Source organism: Mycobacterium sp. IS-1556, from assembly GCF_001499985.1.
In the GTDB taxonomy this organism is placed as follows: Bacteria; Actinomycetota; Actinomycetes; order Mycobacteriales; family Mycobacteriaceae; genus Mycobacterium.
Genome location: NZ_LQIM01000005.1, coordinates 104,302 through 126,226 on the forward strand (window position 1 = coordinate 104,302; position 21,925 = coordinate 126,226).

Genomic DNA, 21,925 nt, shown 5'->3' on the forward strand with positions numbered 1-21,925 from the left:
CAGATAAAGCCAGAGTATGAGGGAGTCCGATGGAGTTCGCTGACGGGGCGCTTCCGCTAACCCGCGGACAGCTGGACATCTGGCTTGCGCAGGAAACCGGCGAATTCGACCCGGAGTGGCACATCGTCGCGTTCGACATAATCGAGGGCGCAATAGAGCCGGACGTGCTCGAACAGGCGATTCGCCTTGCCTTGGTAGAAGCCGAGCCGATCAGGGCCGTGTTTTACGAGGTGGATGGTCGGGTCCTGCAGCGGCCCGTCGACAACCCCGATGTCGAACTTCCTGTCCACGATCTCACGCACTTACAGAATCCCGTGCAGGAGGCGTACCGACTGGCCGAATTGATCCGGTCGACGCCAATGCCCGCGACCGGGCCGCTATTCAAATTTGCGTTATTCCGGACGCGGCCCGACCAATTCTACTGGTTCGTGTGCTTACATCACCTGGTCGCCGATGGATTCGGTGGCATCCTTTTCGCCAATCGGGTCGCCGCCGTCTATTCTTCGCTCATTTCCGGCACGCCGGTACCGCCTCCGTTTTTTGGCTCCTTAAAGGATCTGGTTTCGTGGGAAACTGAATACGAAGCGTCCGAGGAATATTCCAAAGACTTGGCGTATTGGAGCAAAAATCTTCCACCCGAAACTCCGCAATACCTGACGGATGCGGACGAAGGCGGTTCATGCACGGTTTCTGAATCAGTTCAATTGGACCCGTCGGTTGTCCAACGGGTCCATGAGTTATCCGACTCTTTGGGCATGCGCCGGTCATCGGTGATCACCGCCGCCTGCGCGTTGTTGGTGCGTGGGTGGCGCGCCGAGGGCTCGCAAGTGGTGCTTGATTTCCCGGTCAATCGGCGGACAAGTCCAGAGTCCTTCACGTTTCCCGCGATGGTTTCCGGGATCGTGCCGTTGGTTCTGACCGTTTCACCCGGCTCGTCGGTCGCTACATTTTGTGAGTATGTCGACGCCCGGATCCGCGAGGCGGTGCAACACCAGCGTTTCCCGGTTCATGCCCTCGAGCGCAAGGCAAACGCGGGCGGCCCGAGGAAGTCGCCCCAGCGGGTGGGTATCAACTTCATTCCTTCGCTGACTGCGGTGCCTTTTGCTGACGCACCTGCATCGGGTTCGGTTACGCGATTTGGCCGCGTCGATTACTTCGGGTTGTTCTTCTTGAGCGCCGGTGGCCAGATCCATCTGCATTCGGTGAGTTCTGGGCAGCCGTTCGCGAACCTCGGCGTCGCGGACCTGGCGGCGCGGTTGCAACAGATCTTGATGGCGATGACGACGGATCCCGCAGGAGCGATCTCGTTGATCGACGTCGTCGACGAGGCCGAGCATGCGCAACTGAACGGCTGGGGCAACGAGGCGGGACTGGTCCGTTCGGCGGCGAGGCCGGTCTCGATTCCGGAGATGTTCGCCGCGCGGGTTGCGGAAGCCCCTGAGGCAGTGGCTGTCACCTGCCAGGATTCTGTATTGACCTACCGTGAGTTGGACGAAGCCACGGACCGCTTGGCCCACCTTTTGGCCGTTCGAGGTGCGGGGCCGGGGCAATCGGTAGCGATTCTGTTTCCCCGCTCCATCGAAGCGATCGTGGCGATCCTTGCGGTGCTCAAGACCGGCGCTGCCTATCTGCCGATCGATCCCGCACACCCCGAAGCGCGGATCAGCTTCATGCTCGAGGACGCCGCACCGATCGCCGCCGTCACGACAGCCGATCTGCGGTCGCGGCTCGACGAGCACGAGCTGCTCGTCATCGACATCAATGAGGCCGGAGCAGACTCTCAAGCCACCTTTGTGCTGCCGCCGCCGAGCCCGGACAACATCGCCTACTTCATCTACACCTCCGGCACCACTGGGGTGCCCAAAGGGGTGGCGATCACCCACCACAACGTCATCCAGCTGTTCGAATGCTTAGAGACCGACCTGGACCTGGCGCCGAAACAGGTGTGGTCGCAATGGCATTCGCTGGCGTTCGACGTCTCGGTGTGGGAGATCTTCGGCGCACTGCTACGTGGCGGACGGCTGGCGATCGTGCCCGAATCGGTGGTCCGCTCACCGGAAGACTTCCTCGCGCTGCTGGTCCGCGAACGTGTCACCGTCTTGAGCCAGACCCCCTCGGCCTTCTACGCGTTGCAAACCGCCGATGCGCTGGCACACGAACTGGGCCAGCAGCTCGAACTCGAGGCAGTGGTCTTTGCCGGCGAAGCGCTTGAACCGCAACGTCTTCGGAGCTGGCTGAACAATCACCCAGAGTCACCGCGGCTGATCAACATGTACGGCACCACGGAGACGACGGTGCACGCGTCGGTTCGGGAGATATGCGAGAGCGACGCCGACCGCCATGTCAGCCCTATCGGGGTGCCGTTGACCAATCTTGCGTTTTTCGTGCTCGACGCGTGGTTGCGTCCGGCGCCCGTCGGTGTGGTCGGCGAGTTGTACGTGGCCGGCGCCGGGCTGGGTGCCGGGTATTGGCGTCGCGGCCCGTTGACGGCGTCGCGTTTCGTCGCGTCACCGTTCGGAACTCCCGGCACGCGGATGTATCGCACCGGGGACCTCGCCAGCTGGGGCGCCGACGGTCAACTGCAGTATCTGGGCCGCTCGGATGAGCAGGTCAAGATCCGCGGCTACCGCATCGAACTCGGCGAAGTGCGCGCAGCGCTGGCTGCCTTGGACGGGGTGGAGCAGGCGGTGGTCATCGCACGGGAGGACCGCCCCGGCGACAAGCGACTGGTGGGGTACTTCACCGGTGCAGCCGACCCAGCCGGAATACGCGGCCAGCTGACGGAGCGGCTGCCCGCCTATATGGTGCCAGCCGCCGTGGTGCTCCTCGACGCGCTGCCGTTGACGGTCAACGGCAAGCTCGACAAGCGCGCTCTCCCGGCACCCGAGTACATCGATGTCGATCACTACCGCGCCCCCGCCAACGAAGTCGAGGAAATCCTGGCGGGCATCTACGCACACGTGCTCGGTGTCGAGCAGGTCGGCGTCGACGACTCGTTCTTCGAACTCGGCGGCGACAGCATCTTGTCGATGCAGGTGGTGGCGCGCGCACGTGCTGCCGGTGTGCTGTTCCGGCCCCGCGATGTGTTCGCCGAGCAGACTGTGGCCCGGCTGGCCGCAGTGGCCAAAGAGGCCGATGCTGCCAGCGGCGTCATCGATGAGGGTGTCGGGCCGGTGGACTCGACGCCGATCATGTCGTGGCTGCACAGCGTCGACGGACCAGTGGAGCAGTTCAACCAGACGGTGTTGTTACAGGCTCCGGCGGGGATCAGCCAATCCGACGTGCTCGTGCTTTTGCAGGCGTTGCTTGACCGGCATGCCATGCTGCGGCTCCGCGTCGAAGACGACGGCGCCGCGGGCTGGTCGTTGCTGGCGCCCGGAGCGGGCTCGGTAGACGCTTCGCGGGTACTGCAATCGGTCGACGTGCTGTCCGAAGAGGCTTTGCTCGAGGCGCGGTCACGGCTGAACCCGGCGGCGGGTTCAATGCTGAGCGCGCTATGGGCGAATTCCACGAATCAGCTCGTGCTGATCATCCACCATCTCGCTGTCGATGGCGTGTCATGGCGAATCCTCTTGGAAGACCTGAATACCGCCTGGGCGCAACTGCGCGGGGGCCGGCCGCTGGCCTTGCCGACGTCGGGTACGTCGTTCGCCCGCTGGGCGGCGCTGCTGGCAGAACACGCCCACCACCCCGATGTGGTGGCCACCGCGCCGGCGTGGCAACAGGTGGCGTCGGCGCCGGCGCTGTTGCCCGCGGTGAGACCAGCAGTGGACACCTATGAAACCGCTGAATCGTTGTCGGTGACCCTGAATGCCGAGACGACCCGGATGCTTCTGAGTGAGGTGCCTGCGGCGTTCAATGCCGGGGTTCACGACATTCTGTTGATCGCATTCGGTTTAGCGGTGGCGGAGTTCCTGGATGCCTCCGGCTCAGCTCCGATCGGCATCGACGTCGAGGGTCACGGACGCAACGAGGACCTGGCAGACGATATCGACCTGTCGCATACCGTCGGGTGGTTCACCACCAAATATCCCGTGTCGCTGAGGGTTGAAGCACTCGACTGGACAGAGGTGATCGCCGGAGAGGCGGCGGTGGGTGCACTGGTCAAGGACGCCAAGGAACAGCTGCGGGCCCTGCCCGACGATCTGACCTACGGGCTTCTGCGTTACCTGAACAACCACGTCGATCTGGCCGTGGCAGACCCGCCGATCGGATTCAATTACTTGGGACGCCTTGGCTCCGTGGGTGATTCCGCGTCTCACGATGATGCGTGGCAGATTCGCCCGGACGGATTGTCGCTGTCCGGCACGGTGGCGTCGATCCCGATGCCGTTGATGCACACAGTCGAGCTCAACGCCAGTACCATCGACACCGAGGCGGGCCCACAGTTGCACGCCACCTGGACGTGGGCGCCGTCAGCGCTGGACCGCGACCGGGTAAGTCGGTTGAGCCGGTTGTGGTTTGAAGCGCTGGGCGGGATCTGCACGCATGTCGGCAACGGCGGCGGCGGCTTGACCCCGTCCGACATCGACCCGGCTCGACTCCGTCAACAACAAATCGACGAGCTACAGAAGCGATTCCGAGTCGCCGATATCCTGCCGCTCACACCTCTGCAGCAGGGCTTGCTGTTTCACGCGATCACCGCGGCAGGCACTGACGACCACGTGTATGGCATGCAGCTGGACATCACTTTGGCCGGCCCGCTGGATGCCGAGCGGTTGCGCGATGCTGTGCACACTGTGGCCACCCGGCATCCGAACCTGGTGGCGCGGTTCGTCGATCGGTTCAGCGAGCCGGTGCAGATCATTCCGGCGGATCCGGCAGTGCCCTGGCAAAATCTGGATCTCCGTGCCGCAGGCGACGCCGATGAGCAGATTCACCGTTTGTGCGCCGCCGAACGCGCCGCCGTCTGCGATCTGGCCGAGCAGCCGCCGTTCCGGGCGGCATTGATCCGTACCGGAGATCAACAGCATCGGTTTGTGCTGACCAATCATCACATCGTGCTCGATGGCTGGTCGCTTCCGATTCTCCTGCAAGAGATCTTCGCCGGCTACCACGGACAGCGCCTGCCGGCGGCGGTTCCTTATCGGAAGTTCGTCAGCTGGCTGGCGGAAAGAGATGTCGACGCCGCCGAATCTGCTTGGCGTCAAGCGTTCGACGGTTACGACACTCCGACACTGGTGGGTCCGCAGGGCCGTGGGCTGGGCCGACGAAGCGTGGTTTCGGCTCGGGTCGCAGAAGACGTCACCCGAGCGGTGAATGAGCTGGCACGTTCACGCCACACCACGGTCAACACCGTTCTGCAGGCGGCGTTCGGCCAGTTGCTCACCCAAATGACCGGGCAACACGACGTCGCTTTCGGGACAACGGTTTCCGGGCGACCGACCGAGGTGGTCGGTGCGGAATCGATGGTCGGGTTGATGATCAACACGGTGCCGGTCCGAACGCGCGTCACGTCGGCGACCACTACCGCCGACCTGCTGGACGAGCTGCACGCGGCCTACAACCACACCCTCGAGCATCAGTACCTCGCGTTGAGTGACATTCACCGCGTCACCGGACACGAGCAGCTGTTTGACACCCTTTTCGTCTACGAGAACTACCCCCTCGACTCCGCCGCGTTCTCGAGCATCGAGGGCCTTTCCATCTCCGAATTCGTCAGCCGCGAATACAATCACTATCCGCTTGCGGTGCAAGCCATTCCGGGCAACGAATTGGGTCTTCGCATCGAATTCGACACCGAAGTGTTCGACGCCCGAGGCGTCGAAACGCTGATCGAGCGGTTCGAACGGATGCTGTCGGCGATGACCGCTGATCCCGCGCGGCGGCTGTCGTCGATCGACGTGCTCGACGACACCGAACTCACCCGTCTGGGTGAGTGGGGAAATCGGGTGGTGTTGAGCGAGCCGATCGCCAGGTCGGTCTCGATTCCGGCGTTGTTCGCCGCGCAGGTGGCGCGCGGCCCGGAGGCCACTGCGCTGACTTTCGATGGCCGGTCGCTGACCTACCGGCAGCTCGACGAATCGGCGAACCGATTGGCGCACTTGCTGGCCCGCCATGGCGCACGGCCCGGTGAGCGTGTGGCCTTGCTGTTGCCGCGGTCGGCCGAGGCGATCGTGACGATCCTGGCGGTACTCAAGACCGGCGCGGCCTACCTCCCGATCGATCCCGCGCACCCCGAAGCGCGGATCAGCTTCATGCTCGAGGACGCCGCACCGATCGCCGCCGTCACGACAACAGATCTGCGGTCACGGCTGGACGGCCGTGGCCTGCTGATCATCGATATCGATGACCCCGCGGTCGACGACCAACCAAGCACCGGCCTGGCGGCGCCGAGTCCCGACGAGATCGCCTACCTGATATACACCTCGGGCACCACCGGTACGCCGAAGGGCGTGGCGATCACCCACCGCAATGTGATCCAGCTTCTGGACGCCGTGGATTCCGACCTCGAACTCGCGGGACAGGTGTGGTCGCAATGGCATTCACTGGCCTTCGACGTCTCGGTGTGGGAAATCTGGGGTGCGCTGCTACGTGGCGGACGGCTGGCCGTCGTGCCCGAATCGGTGGTCCGCTCTCCCGAAGACTTCCTCGCGCTGCTGGTGACCGAACAGGTCAGCATCTTGAGCCAGACGCCCTCGGCGTTCTATGCGCTGCAGACCGGCATTGCGCTACAGCCGGAGCTGGGACAGCAGTTGAAGCTCCAAGCTGTGGTGTTCGCCGGCGAAGCACTTGAACCGCAACGTCTTCGGGCGTGGCTGGAGAATCATCCTGGGACGCCGCGCCTGATCAACATGTATGGCACTACGGAGACGACGGTGCACGCCTCGTTCCGCGAGATCGTCGAAGCCGATGCCGACAAAGCTGTCAGCCCTGTCGGTGTGCCGTTGGACCATCTCGCGTTCTTTGTGCTCGATGGGTGGTTGCGCCCAGCGCCCGTCGGTGTGGTCGGTGAGTTGTATGTGGCCGGTGCGGGGCTGGGAGCCGGGTATTGGCGTCGCGGTCCGTTGACGGCGTCGCGGTTCGTGGCATCTCCGTCCGGGGCGCCTGGGACACGGATGTATCGAACCGGAGATCTGGCCTGCTGGGGCGATGACGGGCAGCTGCAGTATCTGGGCCGCTCTGATGAGCAGGTCAAGATCCGCGGCTACCGCATCGAACTCGGTGAAGTTCAGGCCGCGCTGGCCGCGCAGGACGGAGTGAAGCAGGCGGTGGTGATCGCCCGCGAGGACCGGCCCGGCGACAAGCGCCTGGTGGGATATGTCACCGAATCGGTGGACGCGGCGTTGGACCCGTCCGCAGTCCGCGCCGCACTGGGCGAACGGCTGCCGAGCTACATGGTGCCGGCGGCGGTGGTGGTGCTCGACGCGTTGCCGCTGACGGTCAACGGCAAACTCGACAGGCGCGCATTGCCGGCACCGGAGTTCAGCGGCGTGGATCGGTATCGTCCTCCGGCGACCGCGGTCGAGGAGCTCCTGGCCGGTATCTACGCCCAGGTACTCGGCGTGGAGCGGGTCGGTGTGGACGACTCGTTCTTCGACCTGGGCGGGGATTCCCTGTCGGCGATGCGCTTGGTCGCCGCCATCAACAACGGCCTCGACGCCGATCTTTCAGTGCGCGCCATCTTCGAGGCGCCCACCGTTGCCCAGCTGGCTCCCCATATCGGTGCGGAAGGAGAGCGGCGGGCGCCGTTGGTGCCCATGGAGCGCCCCGCGGTGATTCCGTTGTCGTTCGCCCAGCAGCGGTTGTGGTTCCTTGGCCAGTTGCAGGGCCCATCGCCGATCTACAACATGGCGACGGCACTGCGCATCAGCGGAGAACTCGACGCGGACGCCTTGGGGCAGGCGCTGGCCGATGTGGTGGACCGCCATGAGAGCCTGCGCACACGGTTCCCCGCGACCGAACCCCAGCAACTGGTGGTGCCCGCCGAGCAAGCTGATTTCGGCTGGCAAGCGATCGATGCCCGCGACTGGCCGGCCGGGCGGCTCAACGACGCCATCGGCGAGGTCGCGCATCACCCGTTCGATCTGGCTGCCGAGATTCCTTTGCGAGCAACGCTTTTCCGCATCGCAGACGACGAGCATGTGCTCGCGATCGTGGTGCACCACATCGCCGCCGACGGCTGGTCGATCACTCCGCTGGCGCGTGATCTGAGTGTCGCTTACGGCAGTCGATGTGCCGGACGGATCCCTGGCTGGGCGCCGTTGCCGGTTCAGTACGTCGATTACACGCTGTGGCAGCGCGACGAGTTGGGTGATCTCGACGATCCGGACAGTGCCATCGCCGCACAGGCGTCCTACTGGGAGCAAACGCTGGCCGGGATGCCCGAACGCCTTGAGCTGCCGACTGATCGGCCCTATCCGCCGGTGGCCGATAACCGCGGCGCGCGGATCGCAGTCGACTGGCCGGCCGAGCTCCATGAGCGGATTGCTCGGGTGGCCCGCGAGCACGACGCGACCAGTTTCATGGTGGTGCAGGCCGCGTTGGCGGTGGTGTTGTCGAAGCTGAGCGGCAGTTCCGATGTGGCCGTTGGCTTCCCGGTTGCTGGGCGGCGCGATCCCGCCCTCGACCAGTTGGTCGGCTTTTTCGTCAACACCTTGGTGCTCCGGGTGGAGTTGACCGGTAACCCCAGCGTCGCCGAGGTGCTGAGCCACGTGCGGACGCGCAGCGTCGCCGCCTATGAGCACCAGGACGTGCCGTTCGAGGTGCTGGTGGAGCGGCTCAACCCCATCCGCAATCTGACCCACCACCCGTTGGTTCAGGTGATGTTGGCTTGGCAGAACAACCAACCCGCGGCGCTGGCCCTCGGCGATCTGCAAGCGACCCCGATTCCAGTCGACGTGCGCACCGTACGAATGGATCTGGCGTTCACGCTGGCGGAGCGGTGGAGAGAGGACGGGTCACTCGCCGGGATCGGCGGCGAGGTGGAATTCCGCACCGATGTTTTCGACGCGGCCAGCATCGAGGCGCTGGTCGAGCGGTTACGGCGGGTGCTGGTGGCGATCACCGCCGACCCAACCCGGCGGCTCTCTTCGGTGGACCTTCTCGATGGCGGTGAGCGCGCCCTGCTCGATGGATGGGCGAACCGCGCGGTGATGAACCGTCCGGTGAGCGCGCCGATGTCGATTCCGGATCTGTTCGGCGACCAGGTGTCGCGGGCGCCTGAGGCGGTGGCGATCAGTGGCGGTGGCGTCGAGTTGACGTACCGCGAAGTGGATGTGGCCTCTGATCGGTTGGCTCGTCTGTTGGTCGGCCATGGGGTGGGGCCGGGCGACTCGGTGGCGCTGTTGTTGCCGCGGTCGGCGTCGGCTGTGGTGGCGATGCTGGGGGTGGTCAAGGCCGGGGCGGCCTATGTGCCGATTGATGCTGGGGTGCCCCCGGCGCGCATCGAGTTCGTGGTTGGCGATGCCGCGCCGGCGGCGGTGATCACCGCCGTGGGACTGCGCTCACAGCTCGACGGGTTCAACGTGGCGGTCATCGATATCGACGATCTCGCTGTTGATTCTGCGCCCGAGATCAGTTTGCCGACGCCGGCCGCCGATGATGTGGCGTACGTGATTTACACCTCGGGGACGACGGGTGTGCCCAAAGGGGTGGCGGTCTCTCATCGCAACGTGACGCAGTTGTTGGCGAGTTTGGATGCGGGGTTGCCGGCGGCTGGGGTGTGGCCGCTGTGTCATTCGTTGGCTTTTGACGTCTCTGTGTGGGAGATCTTTGGGGCGTTGCTTCGCGGTGGGCGTTTGGTGGTGGTGCCTGAGGAGGTGACCGCGTCGCCGCAGGACTTCCAAGAAATGTTGGTCGGCGAGGGGGTCAGTGTGCTGACCCAGACCCCGTCGGCGGTCAAGATGCTCTCCGCGCAGCGGTTGGCCGGCACGGCGTTGGTGATGGCCGGTGAGGCCTGTCCGCCAGAGGTGGTGGATCGGTGGGCGCCGGGGCGGCTGATGCTCAACGCCTACGGTCCGACCGAGACTACGATGTGTGTGGCGATCAGCGCTCCGCTGGCGGCCGGATCGGGCGTGGTGCCGATCGGGTCGCCGGTGTCGGGTGCGGCGTTGTTTGTGCTGGACGGGTTGTTGCGCCAGGTGCCGGCGGGGGTGGCCGGGGAGTTGTATGTGGCCGGCGCCGGGGTCGGTGTGGGCTACGTGCGCCGAGGCGGGTTGACGGCGTCGCGGTTTGTGGCCTGCCCGTTCGGCGGTGCGGGGAAGCGGATGTATCGGACCGGGGATCTGGTGCGCTGGGGCGCGGATGGGCAATTGCAGTATCTGGGCCGCATCGATGAGCAGGTCAAGATCCGCGGCTACCGCATCGAACTCGGCGAAATTCAGGCCGCGGTGGCTTCGCTTGATGGGGTAGCCGAGGCGGCGGTGATCGCGCGGGAAGACCGCCCCGGCGACAAGCGTCTGGTGGCCTACATAACTGGCACCGCCAATCCGAGTACGGTGCGCGCTGCGCTTGCTGAGCGGCTGCCCGGCTATATGGTGCCTGCGGCGGTGGTGATGCTCGAGGCGTTGCCGTTGACGGTCAACAACAAGCTCGACACCCGCGCGCTGCCCGCCCCGGCGTACAGCGACACCGACCAGTACCGCGCCCCCACCACCGCGGTCGAAGAACTGCTGGCCGGTATTTACGCCCAGGTCCTCGATGTCGAACGCGTCGGCATCGACGACTCCTTCTTCGATCTCGGCGGCGATTCCCTATCGGCGATGCGCCTGATCGCCGCAGTCAACAGCAGTCTCGATGGCGACTTGTCGGTGCGGACCGTGTTCGAGGCGCCGACGGTGGCTCAGTTGGCCCCCCGCATCGGTGCGGATTCCGCCCGGCTCGAACCCTTGAAGCCAGTGGAACGTCCGACGGAAGTTCCGTTGTCGTTCGCTCAGAAGCGGTTGTGGTTCCTCGACCAATTGCAGGGTCCCTCAGCGATTTACAACATGGCGGTGGCACTGCAGCTCCGCGGTCGCCTTGACGTCGAGGCGTTGCGCCAAGCGCTCACCGACGTGGTCGCCCGTCACGAGAGCCTGCGCACCCTGTTCGCGATGGTCGACGGGGCGCCCCAGCAGCTGGTGTTGCCGGCCGAGCAGGCCGACTTGGCTTGGCAGGTAATCGATGCCACCGGCTGGTCGACGGACGAGTTGCGCGAGGCGGTCAACGTCGCGGCTTCCTACACCTTCAACCTGGCCTCCGAAATCCCCATGCGGGCACAGCTTTTCCGGGTCGCCGATGACGAGCATGTGGCGGTGGCGGTCGTGCACCACATTGCCGCCGACGGTTGGTCCATCGCGCCGCTGATGCGGGATCTCGGAGTGGCCTATGCCAGCCGGAGTGAGGGGCACGACCCCAACTGGGCGCCGTTGCCGGTGCAGTATGTCGACTACACGCTGTGGCAACGCGACCAGTTCGGTGACCTCGACGATCCGGACAGCCGCATCGCCGGCCAGTTGGCGTTCTGGGATGACGCGTTGGCGGGATTGCCCGAACGCCTGCAGTTGCCGACCGACCGGCCCTACCCGGCTGTCGCCGATCATCGCGGCGACCGGGTGGCCGTGGATTGGCCCGCCGAACTGCAGGACCGGGTCGCTGCGGTGGCCCGTGAGCACCACACCACGAGCTTCATGGTGGTCCAGGCCGCCCTTGCGGCGCTGTTGTCGAAAGTCAGTGCCAGCACCGATGTGGCCGTCGGGTTTCCAATCGCCGGGCGGCGCGACCCCGCACTCGATGAGTTGGTCGGCTTCTTCGTCAACACCTTGGTGCTGCGGGTCGATCTGGCCGGCGACCCCACCGTCGCCGAACTGCTGGAGCACGTTCGAACGCGAAGCCTGGCCGCCTACGAACACCAGGATGTGCCCTTCGAGGTACTGGTGGAGCGACTCAACCCCGTCCGAAGCCTCGCTCACTCCCCGCTGATCCAGGTGATGTTGTCCTGGCACTTCGCCGGGCAGTCGTTCGGTCCGACCTCCTCACTGGACTTGGGCGATCTGCAGATCAACTCGCTGCCGGCGGACACGAACACCGCCCGCATGGACCTGACATTCGGCCTGGCTGAACGCTGGACCGAGTCGGGCGAACCCGCCGGAATCGGCGGCGACGTGGAGTTCCGCACCGATGTGTTCGACGCGGCCAGCATCGAGGTGCTGGTTGCGCGGCTACGGCTGGTACTGGAAGCGATAACGGCCGACCAGAGCGTCCGCTTGTCGACGGTGGATGTTCTCGATGCCGGGGAGCATGCCCAGTTGTTCGGGTGGGGCAATCGGGCCGCGTTGACCGAGCAGCCGTCGGTTTCGGAGTCGATTCCCGCACTCTTCGCCGGTCAAGTCGCGCGGTCACCGGAGGCGGTGGCGGTGTCGGGTGACGGTCGCTCGTTGACCTACGCCGAGTTGGATGCGGCGTCGTCGAACCTGGCACGGGCGTTGACCGCCGCAGGTGTGGGTCGCGGTGACCGGGTGGGGTTGTTGTTGCCGCGGTCGGTCGATGCGGTCTTGGCGATGCTGGCGGTACTCAAGTGTGGTGCGGGATATGTGCCGATGGATCCGGCACATCCTGAGGCGCGCACCGAGTTTGTCCTGGGTGACGCCGCGCCGGTGGCAGTGGTCACGACCGCGGACCTGCGGTCGCGGGTGGACGGCCGTAGCGCAGTGGTCATCGACATCGCCGATGCGCCGTTGGATTCGAATTCCGTTGCTGAAGAATCCTTCTCGGCGGCGAGCCCCGAAGATCTGGCGTATGTGATCTATACGTCGGGAACTACGGGTGTGCCCAAGGGCGTTGCCGTTCCCCACCGCAACGTCGTGCAGCTGTTGGACACACTGGATGCCGATCTGGAGTTGGCGGGTCAGGCGTGGACGCAGTGTCATTCGTTGGCGTTCGACTTCTCGGTGTGGGAGATCTGGGGGGCGCTGCTGCGCGGCGGTCGGGTGGTGATCGTGCCCGACACGGTGGTGCGCTCCCCGGAAGAGCTGCTGGCGTTGCTGGTCAGTGAGCAGGTCCGCGTGTTGAGCCAGACCCCGTCGGCCTTCTATGCGCTGCAGGCTGCCAACGGTCTGCAGCCGGAGCTCGGCCAGCAGTTGAAGCTGCAGACGGTGGTTTTCGGTGGAGAGGCCTTGGAGCCCGCGCGGCTGGGGCCGTGGATGCAGTCGCATGCGGGCTCACCGCGGTTGATCAATATGTACGGAATCACCGAGACGACGGTCCATGCCTCGTTCAGGGAGATCACCGAGGCTGACATCGAGCGCGCGGTCAGCCCGATCGGTGTGCCGTTGACGCATTTGGGCTTTTTCGTTCTCGACGGCTCGTTACGTGCGGTACCCGCCGGTGTGGTCGGTGAGTTGTATGTCGCCGGCGGCGGATTGGCTCACGGCTATGTCGGGCGGGCAGGGCTCACCGCGTCGCGGTTTGTGGCGTGCCCGTTCGCGGGGGCCGGAGCGCGGATGTATCGCACCGGCGATTTGGTGCGTTGGGGCGCCGACGGGCAGTTGCAGTATGTCGGCCGCATCGACGAGCAGGTCAAGATCCGCGGATACCGCATCGAGTTGGGCGAGGTGCAGGCGACTCTCGCCGGACTGGACGGCGTGCAGCAGGCGGTCGTGATCGCGCGCGAGGACCGTCCCGGCGATAAGCGCCTGGTGGGGTATGCCACCGGAACGGTGGATGCGGCGGAGCTGCGTGCGGCGTTGGCGCAGCGGTTGCCCAGCTACATGGTGCCCGCGGCGGTGGTGGTGCTCGAGTCGTTGCCGTTGACGGTCAACGGCAAGCTGGACACGAGGGCGTTGCCGGCTCCGGAGTACAGCGATACGGATCGTTATCGCGCTCCCGCCACTGCGGTAGAAGAGGTCTTGGCCGGTATCTACGCCCAGGTGCTGGGGCTGGAGCGGGTCGGGGTCGACGAGTCGTTCTTCGAACTCGGCGGGGACAGCATTCTGTCGATGCAGGTGGTTTCGCGGGCCCGCGCCGCCGGGGTGCTGTGCCGTCCGCGCGATGTGTTCGTCGAGCAGACCGTGGCCAGGCTGGCCCGGGTGGCGCGCACGGCAGACGGGGCTGCTGCCGGTGTGATCGACGAGGGCGTCGGGCCGGTGGTGGGCACACCGATCGTGCGGTGGTTGCAGGAGGTCGACGGCCCGACCGGAGAGTTCAACCAGACGGTGGTCTTGCAGGCCCCCGACACGGCGGACCGGGGCGACGTCGTGGTGCTGGTGCAAGCGTTGCTGGATCGCCATGCCATGCTGCGGCTGCGGGTCGACGACGATGGGGCCGGCGGCTGGTCGTTGCAGGTGCCCGAGTCGGTCGAGGTGCGCGCGGATGAGTGCGTGCACGCCGTGGATGCGTTCTCGGACGCGGCCTTGGTGGCCGCGCGGTCGCGGCTGAACCCGACCGCGGGGAGGATGCTCAGCGCGCTGTGGGTCGCCTCCACGAGTCAGTTGGTGTTGATCGTGCACCACCTCGCGGTCGATGGCGTGTCCTGGCGAATCCTGTTGGAAGACATCAACTTCGCTTGGGCATCTCATCGTGCTGGGCGGCCGGTGGAATTGCCTGGGTCCGGAACTTCGTTTGCGCGGTGGTCGGCGCTGCTGGCCGAACACGCCCGCGACGAACAGGTCGTCGCTACCGCCGATGCGTGGCGACAGGTGGCGTCGGCGCCTGCGTTGTTGCCGGCGGTCGTGCCTTCGGTGGATACCTTCGCCAATGCGGGGAACCTGACGGTGCCGTTGGACACCGAGACCACCCGGTTGTTGCTCGGCGAGGTGCCCGCGGCGTTCCATGCCGGAATCAACGACATCTTGTTGATCGCATTGGGACTCGCGCTGGCCGAGTTCGTCGATGCCGATACCGCTCCGGTGGGCATCGACGTCGAAGGCCACGGCCGTCACGAGGAGCTGGGTGACGAGGTGGACCTGTCGCACACGGTGGGCTGGTTCACCACGAAATATCCGGTCGCGCTCAACGTGGGTGGACTGGACTGGGCCGAGGTGCGTGGCGGTGATCCCGGCCTGGGGGCGGTGCTCAAGGCCGCCAAAGAACAGCTGCGGGCCCTGCCCGACGGACTCACATATGGGCTGCTGCGGTATCTGAACCCGGAAGTGCAACTGCGCGACGAGGATCCGCGGGTCGGATTCAACTATCTCGGGCGCCTCGGTGCGGCCGCCGGCGAGCTTTCCGAGGATCTGTGGCGCCTGGCGCCCGACGGTTCGTCGGTCAGCGGTGTGGCCGCGGCGATCGCGATGCCGTTGATGCACACCTTGGAACTGAACGCTGCCACGGTCGACACCGCGACCGGTCCGCAGTTGCACGCGACCTGGACGTGGGCGCCTTCAGCGCTTGATCATGGGCAGGTCGATCGGTTGAGCCGGTTGTGGTTTGAAGCCCTGGCGGGCATCTGCGCCCACGTGCAACACGGCGGGGGCGGGTTGACACCGTCGGACATCGCACCGGCGCGGCTGAGCCAGGCCCAGATCGAAGCGCTGGCCCAACGCTACGACGTGGCTGACGTATTGCCGCTGACCTCGCTGCAACGGGGCTTGCTGTTCCACGCCTTGACTGCGGCGGGCGACGAGGACGACGTCTACGCCGTGCAACTGGACTTCACCGTCACCGGCCCCTTGGACGCCGAGCGGCTACATGACGCGGTGCAAACCGTCGTCAACCGGCACCCGAACCTGGCTGCTCGTTTCCACCACCACCTCGGCGACGAACCAGTACAAGTCATCCCGGCCAACCCTGAAATCTCTTGGCAATACCTTGATCTCAGTGGTGAAGCCGACGTCGATGAGCGAATTCAGCGCATGTGCGCCGCCGAGCGCGCCGAGGTCTACGATCTCGCAGAGCAGCCGGCCTTGCGTGCGGCGCTGGCCCGCACCGGCGAGGAGCGCCACCGGTTCGTGCTGACCAATCACCACATTGTGCTCGACGGCTGGTCGATGCCGATCCTGCTCGGGGAGATCTTCGCCACCTATTTCGGGCAGCGACTGCCCGCCTCGGTGCCCTACCGCAGGTTTGTCTCCTGGCTGGCCGAACGCGACGTCGAAGCCGCCCGGGCGGCCTGGCGTGAGGTGCTCGACGGCTTCGAGACCCCCACGCTGGTCAGCCCACCCGACCGACTGGGCTTGGGCCCCAGGGACATCCGATCCTTCCGGGTTCCGGAAGACACCACCCGGGCGATGGCCGAGCTTGCGCGTTCGCGGCACATCACCGTGAACACTGTGCTGCAGGCAGCCTGGGCGCAGCTGCTGATGTGGCTGACCGGCCAGCACGATGTCGCGTTCGGCGCCGTGGTTTCAGGGAGGCCGGCAGAGGTCGCCGGTGCGGAGGCGATGGTGGGCCTGTCGATCAACACGGTGCCGGTGCGCGCCCGCATCGCGACCGAAACCACCACCGTCGAGTTGCTCGATCAGCTTCAAGGCGCGCTGGAGCAGACCTTTGAGCATCAGCACCTGGCGCTCAGCGACATTCACCGTGTCACCGGGCAGAACAGATTGTTCGACACCGTTTTCGTCTTCGAGAACTATCCGATCGACGCCGCCGGATTGTCGGGCGGCCACGATCTGGGTGTCGCTGGGTTCACCGTCCGCGACTACTACCACTACCCGCTCACGGTGCAAGCGGTGCCGGGCGACGAGCTGGATCTGCGCGTCCAGTTCCGCACCGACCGGTTCGACCCGGCCACCATCGAAACGCTGATGAGCCGGTTCACCCGGATATTGGCGGACATGACCGCCGATCCGACCCGACCGTTGTCGTCGATCGATTCGCTTGACGCCGGAGATCACCAGCAGCGCAGCGGATGGGAGAACCGGGCTGTGACGACCCCGTCGTCCGGTGGTTATCGCGCGCCGGTCGATCTGGCCGAGCAGCTTCTGGCAGACATCTTCGCGCAGGTGCTCGAGGCAGACCGGGTAGGGGCCGACGATTCGTTCTTCGACCTGGGCGGGGATTCACTTGCCGCGATGCGGGCGATCGCCGCGATCAACACGGCCTTCGATGTTCGCCTGCCGGTGAGCGCCCTGGTGGACGCGCCGTCGGTGAGAAGCTTGCGTCAGCGGTTGCCTGAAACACCGCGGTAGCGCCGGGAGTCGGTTTCGCGCAGGCGTTCCGGTTCAGTACATATGGCCGGTCAGCTCGAACTCGGCCAACGTCTTCGCAATCAGCTCGTGCAAAGCGGGCTTGGTGTCAACCACGCCCGGTTGGTAGGCGTTCACGGTGAAGTAGATCTTGGAGCCGCCTGCGACGCGCCACGACTGCAGAGCCATCTGACCCCCCGTCAACTCGAGCCACTGTCGCGTTACGCCTTGCGCTGTGGCTCGCGTCAGAATGATCTCACCGTCGGTGCCATCGGGACGGTACACAATCGGGTCGAACTCGTCGAGGTTCGAGCAAAGCGCGGGGGCATCGGGGTCGGCGAGCCCCGCATCGACCATCCGCTTCAACGCGAGTTTCGGCGTGAACGGGACCAGTGACCGCAACTGAAGCGTCTCATCCGGCGTCTCCCGCAGGGTGTTCAGTGCCTGCTTGATGGCAGCGCGGAGGTCATCGAGTTCCGTCGTTACGCGTGTCGGGTCGACGCTCACGCTCGCAATCGACATTGCATTGGCACGCGTATCACCCTCCGTGCGTTCGTTCATGGGGAGGTGCAAGGTGACGAAGCCGTCGCCGGCGCGACGGCGCCCCATGCGCTCGGCGAGTTTCGCACCCAAGGCTGCGATCAGCGTTTTACCGGTTGCACCGAGAGCCGTTGCGCGGGCATCCCACTCGGCCAGGTCGATTTGGATCGAGACAGCCGGCACGACGACCGCATCATCGCCGTCGACTGCGCGCAGGGCGACGGGTGCTGGCGAGGCCGTTGATCGGGCAGCATCCCGCCGTGCATGGCGGGCCAGCCTTGCCGCCGCGACAAGCGCCCGCCCGACCTCAGGCGCCTCCCGTGCCGTTTCGCGGGCGTCCTGAAACACCGCGCGGCGCCGAGGGCGTGAATGCGACGGTGGATAACCAAGATTGGCAGGGTTTCCCCGAACCGCGTCAGCTACCACCTGATGGAGCCCGATGCCGTCGACCACGTAGTGAGAGAGCACCAGGCTGACCGCGGTCGCACCGTCGGCAAGGGGAAGGACGCCGAGATGCCAGCCGGGGCCGCATTCCGGATCAACAGGAAGCTGCGAGCGTTCATCAGCCCAGTCGCTGAGTTCGGTGCGCGGACGGGCGCGTTCGGCGACATCGATGTCCGATGGACCCCGATCTGTTACCCACCGATGCCGGGCGAACGGCAGCGGCGAACGCTCGATACGCCGTCCCACCAACCCTTGTCCGAGATGGTGGTGAAAACGCTCTAGTCCGTCGAAGTCGATCGCGCGCTCATAGAGCCACACGACTTGGATCACCAGGTTCAGTCCAGCGGCGCGATGCCCCGCGAACAAGGCCTGGTCCACCAACGCAAGACGATTGTCCAGCCGCTCATCCATGGCCGCAGGATAGACGGTGACCCGGCGCTATCGCGGTGAATGCCTATTTGGTCGCACTATCCGGGGCGGAAACCGCCGCGCGCTGTCTTAGCGAGGGCACTTTATCGTTAGCGGCCTCGGAATCCGATGTGATTAGCCGGATTCGGGATCGGGCCGCCGATACTGCGTCGGTATGCGTCAGTCGCTTAAGTCGGCCTGGACATCGTCTGTGGCAACGCTTAGTGTCTACCTCTGATCAGTCCTCTTGGCGGAGAATACGCCACGGTTCAGGCGCGTTATAGCGTCCCGCGTCGCGGGGCGGTCGGAATTCTGCGAAGGTAGGTCACGATGTGCGAGGCGGAGCGACCTTTCATCGGATGGACCGCTTCACCCATCGATACACAGGGCGCGCAGCAATCGGTTGGCTCGAGGATCGACCCCGTTAACGAGATTAGTAAAGACTGCCGAATATGCGGATCGGTTGGCCCTCATAAGACTATCTGGGTTCGCGAAATGATGTTCGGAACTCGGGAGCATTTTGAATACTACTTCTGCGAAGCATGCGAGACATTACAAATTGTGAATTTGCTTGAGGGTGACGAGCTCCAGCGCCATTATGCGACGGATTACTACTCATACAAGCCCGGCGGTGCGCGGCTGTCTCGATGGCTCATCACACAGCAAGACCGCAAAAAATTGGGTGTAGGCGGCGGGTTCGCCGGTGCGCTACTGACGAGGCGGCTGCCCGACGGCATCCTTCGCGCACTTCTCGGCGGAGACGTCGCCGGAATTCTCGCTCAGCTTCAGCTCAAGTCGGACGCGCGAATTCTGGACGTGGGATGTGGTGGCGGTGCGCTCCTCGACCGGTTGGCCAGAGTGGGGTTCACCAACTTGCTTGGTACGGATCCGTTCATCACAGCCGACCGTGAGACGCCTCAAGGGGTGCGGCTGAAAAAGGGGCATTTGAGCGAAGTGACCGGCGAATTCGATCTCATAATGTTCAATCATTCGCTCGAACACGTCCCCAACCCGATCGCGGCGCTCAAAACGGCATCCGAAAAGCTCGCTGCTGACGGCATCTGTCTGGCTCGCACGCCGACGACCTCATCCGAAGCGTGGAAAACTTATTTAGCGGATTGGGTGCAGATCGACGCTCCTCGGCATTTCGTCGTGCCTTCTCGAAGGGCAATGGCATTGGCGGCGGAGAAGGCCGGGCTGGTCGTGGAGCAGACATTTGACGATTCGAATTTAGGCCAGTTCATGGGGAGCGAAGCATATAGGCGAGGGGTTGCCGTGACCGACACGAAGATTCTTCGACTGTTTAGTCCGAAGCAAATTTGGGAGTGGGAAAAGAGCGCAGATCGGCTCAATCGGCTAGGCCGCGGTGACCAAGCAGGGTTCGTCATGCGGGCCCGATAAGGCAGGGCGAGTCGCTGATAGCGGAGCCGCCGACCAGAACCGAAGTCGAAGTGCGACGCGGAACTTGTCTTGAATACCGGTTTGATGGGCCTAAGCGGCGCACTCGTCTCATGCTGTGAGCGGCGACCAAATCGCCCATAGCAGAAGGGTATTCACGCTAAAGAGGCCAGTTTGACCCGATCCACCGTTATCCTGGTGCCGTGACAAGCGGCCCCTACACTGCCACGACCGGTGCGGCGCACGTGGTTCCGAGCACAGAGTTTTGCCGGTGAGCCCGGCGCAGCAGCCCGCGGGTGCTGCGGCTCGCCCGGTTGCTCTGTTCGTCCTGGGCGTGACCCGCTCGGGCACGTCGGCGCTCACGCGGATGCTCTCACTGTGCGGCGCTGCGCTCCCGCCCGGCCTGGCGGGAGCCAACGCTTCCAATCCACTCGGCTATTGGGAGCCGCGCGCGTCGCACCGGATCAACATCGGTATCTTGCGCCGCCATGGAAGCGAATGGTTCGACCCGACATTGCGCTTGCAGGAGGAAGGCGCGTTCGACACCGACGAGAAGGCCGCAAGCGTCGCCAAGATCAGCGCGTTCCTCACCACATTGCCGGCCGCGCCGCTGGTTGTCATCAAGGACCTACATATAACGGCACTGTCGGACATGTGGTTCGAGGCGGCGCGTCATGCCGGATTCGACGTCGCGGCCGTGATCACGGTGCGCCATCCGCAGGAGGTTGCCAAGTCGCTTGCGAGGTTCAATGGGGCCTCACCGGAGCTCGCGGCCGCCCTGTGGCTGAAAGCCAATCTGCTGGCAGAGCGAAACACACGAAACCTGCCAAGGGTATTCGTCGAGTACCCCAACCTCCTTGACGATTGGCGCAGGGAAGTAAAGCGGATTTCCGCGGCGCTGCCGATCGATCTCAACACCGACAACGAGCGCGCCATCGACGAGTTCCTCAAACCTGACCTCCACCGCCAGCGACAGAGTGGCCCGGTGACTGCGCCCTTCGGCACAGGTTGGATTTCCACGGTCTACGACACACTGCGCGCGGCGGCGCGGGACGAGTCTTTGAATCAGTCCGCGCTGGATCGCGTTTTCGAGCAGTACCGGGAGAACGAATACGGATTCCGGATGGCGTTGGAAAATTTCCACCGCCTCCACAAGTTCAACTGGCTTGTCCGGCCGTCCATCGTGAGCCTCGCCTACGAGGCCCTCGCTATAGCTCACCGGCGCCGCGGGCCTTGGGCGTGAGCTGCCCCAGCTGAAGGCCGCTCATATTCAACAGCTCAGAAGATGCCGATGCCCTTGCCCACCGTGAAGAGCCCGACCAGGGTAAAGATGGCTACCAGCACATGCCGACGGTGAGCCAGCGCCCAGTCATGCAGCGGTTGCAGTATCGCTTGGGTTTTCGTCGGCGCGACCAGATAGCTGAGCAGAGCGATCTCGACGACTGAAAACACCGCGATGACGAACACGATGACCGCGAAGACCTGCGTGCCGATCCCGGCTCCTGAGCCAACGATGGTGGCACCTACGAATAGCACCAGCAACGGAGGCGGCAACCCGAGGAGCCCGAACACGAAGGCGACCCACAAGGATCCGTCGTCCCACGCATTTTGGAGGCGGCCGAGCAGCCGGCGGATCGCCGATCCGCCCTCAGCGGCGGCAGCACCCAGCGGCCCCAGGGGTGACGTTGCGGTTGGTGTGTTGCCGCCCGGGGCCGGCACGGACGCCCGCTGACGCGCGAAGGACCGCACGGTTATCACCGCTGCGATCAGGAGCATGAGCGTTCCCATGCCGAGCTGAATGTGCCGGGCGGCGGCGCTTGCCGACGTGGCGGGCACGGTCATCTCTTGCGAAAACGACGCGAATGCCGGTATCAGGTGCAGCACCATCAGCGGAAGCAGCAGGCAGGAGAGATACATGATCATGCCGCCGACCCAGTAGGCCAGCAGGTTTCGCACGGGCCGTGGCCGGGAGACCATCAGAAGGATGACCGCGAGAAGCACCGGATTGATCGCCACCAGAAACGCCAGTCCCAGCAGCGAACTCCACACGGCGGGGAACGCTACCTTGTCGAGCGCTCCATCTCAGACGA

The 21,925-nt window shown here is 65.0% G+C and carries 5 protein-coding genes; 3 read left to right on the plus strand and 2 right to left on the minus strand.

All coding sequences use genetic code 11. The features are described from left to right. Positions 1-29: 29 nt before the first annotated feature. Positions 30-17,048, plus strand: a complete 17,019-nt coding sequence (locus AU187_RS06030; protein ID WP_059166374.1) for a non-ribosomal peptide synthetase — start codon at positions 30-32, stop codon at positions 17,046-17,048. 33 nt (positions 17,049-17,081) lie between these two features. On the opposite strand, the gene AU187_RS06035 is transcribed toward AU187_RS06030, so the two are convergent. Next, on the minus strand, positions 17,082-18,440 hold the full coding sequence (locus AU187_RS06035) for a hypothetical protein (protein ID WP_156425626.1): 1,359 nt from the start codon (positions 18,438-18,440) through the stop codon (positions 17,082-17,084). Between the two features lie 492 nt (positions 18,441-18,932). On the opposite strand from AU187_RS06035, the gene AU187_RS06040 reads away from it, so the two are divergent. Both AU187_RS06040 and AU187_RS06045 read left to right on the plus strand, forming a co-directional pair. Next, entirely contained in the window at positions 18,933-19,838 is a 906-nt protein-coding gene (locus tag AU187_RS06040) for a class I SAM-dependent methyltransferase (RefSeq protein ID WP_059098215.1), read from the plus strand. Positions 19,839-20,169: 331 nt separating this feature from the next. Next, positions 20,170-21,078: a sulfotransferase family protein gene (locus tag AU187_RS06045; protein ID WP_059098214.1), complete on the plus strand. Its 909-nt coding sequence runs from the start codon at positions 20,170-20,172 to the stop codon at positions 21,076-21,078. Between the two features lie 35 nt (positions 21,079-21,113). Here AU187_RS06045 and AU187_RS06050 read toward each other — a convergent pair whose 3' ends face one another. Then, complete coding sequence (locus tag AU187_RS06050) at positions 21,114-21,884, minus strand: GAP family protein (RefSeq protein WP_059098213.1); 771 nt, start codon at positions 21,882-21,884, stop codon at positions 21,114-21,116. Positions 21,885-21,925: the final 41 nt, after the last annotated feature.

Bases quoted from the DNA above. Each gene is read 5' to 3' on its own strand.
- AU187_RS06030 (WP_059166374.1), top strand. From the start codon at position 30: ATGGAGTTCGCTGACGGGGCGCTTCCGCTAACCCGCGGACAGCTGGAC.
- AU187_RS06035 (WP_156425626.1), bottom strand. From the start codon at position 18,440: ATGGATGAGCGGCTGGACAATCGTCTTGCGTTGGTGGACCAGGCCTTG.
- AU187_RS06040 (WP_059098215.1), top strand. From the start codon at position 18,933: ATGATGTTCGGAACTCGGGAGCATTTTGAATACTACTTCTGCGAAGCA.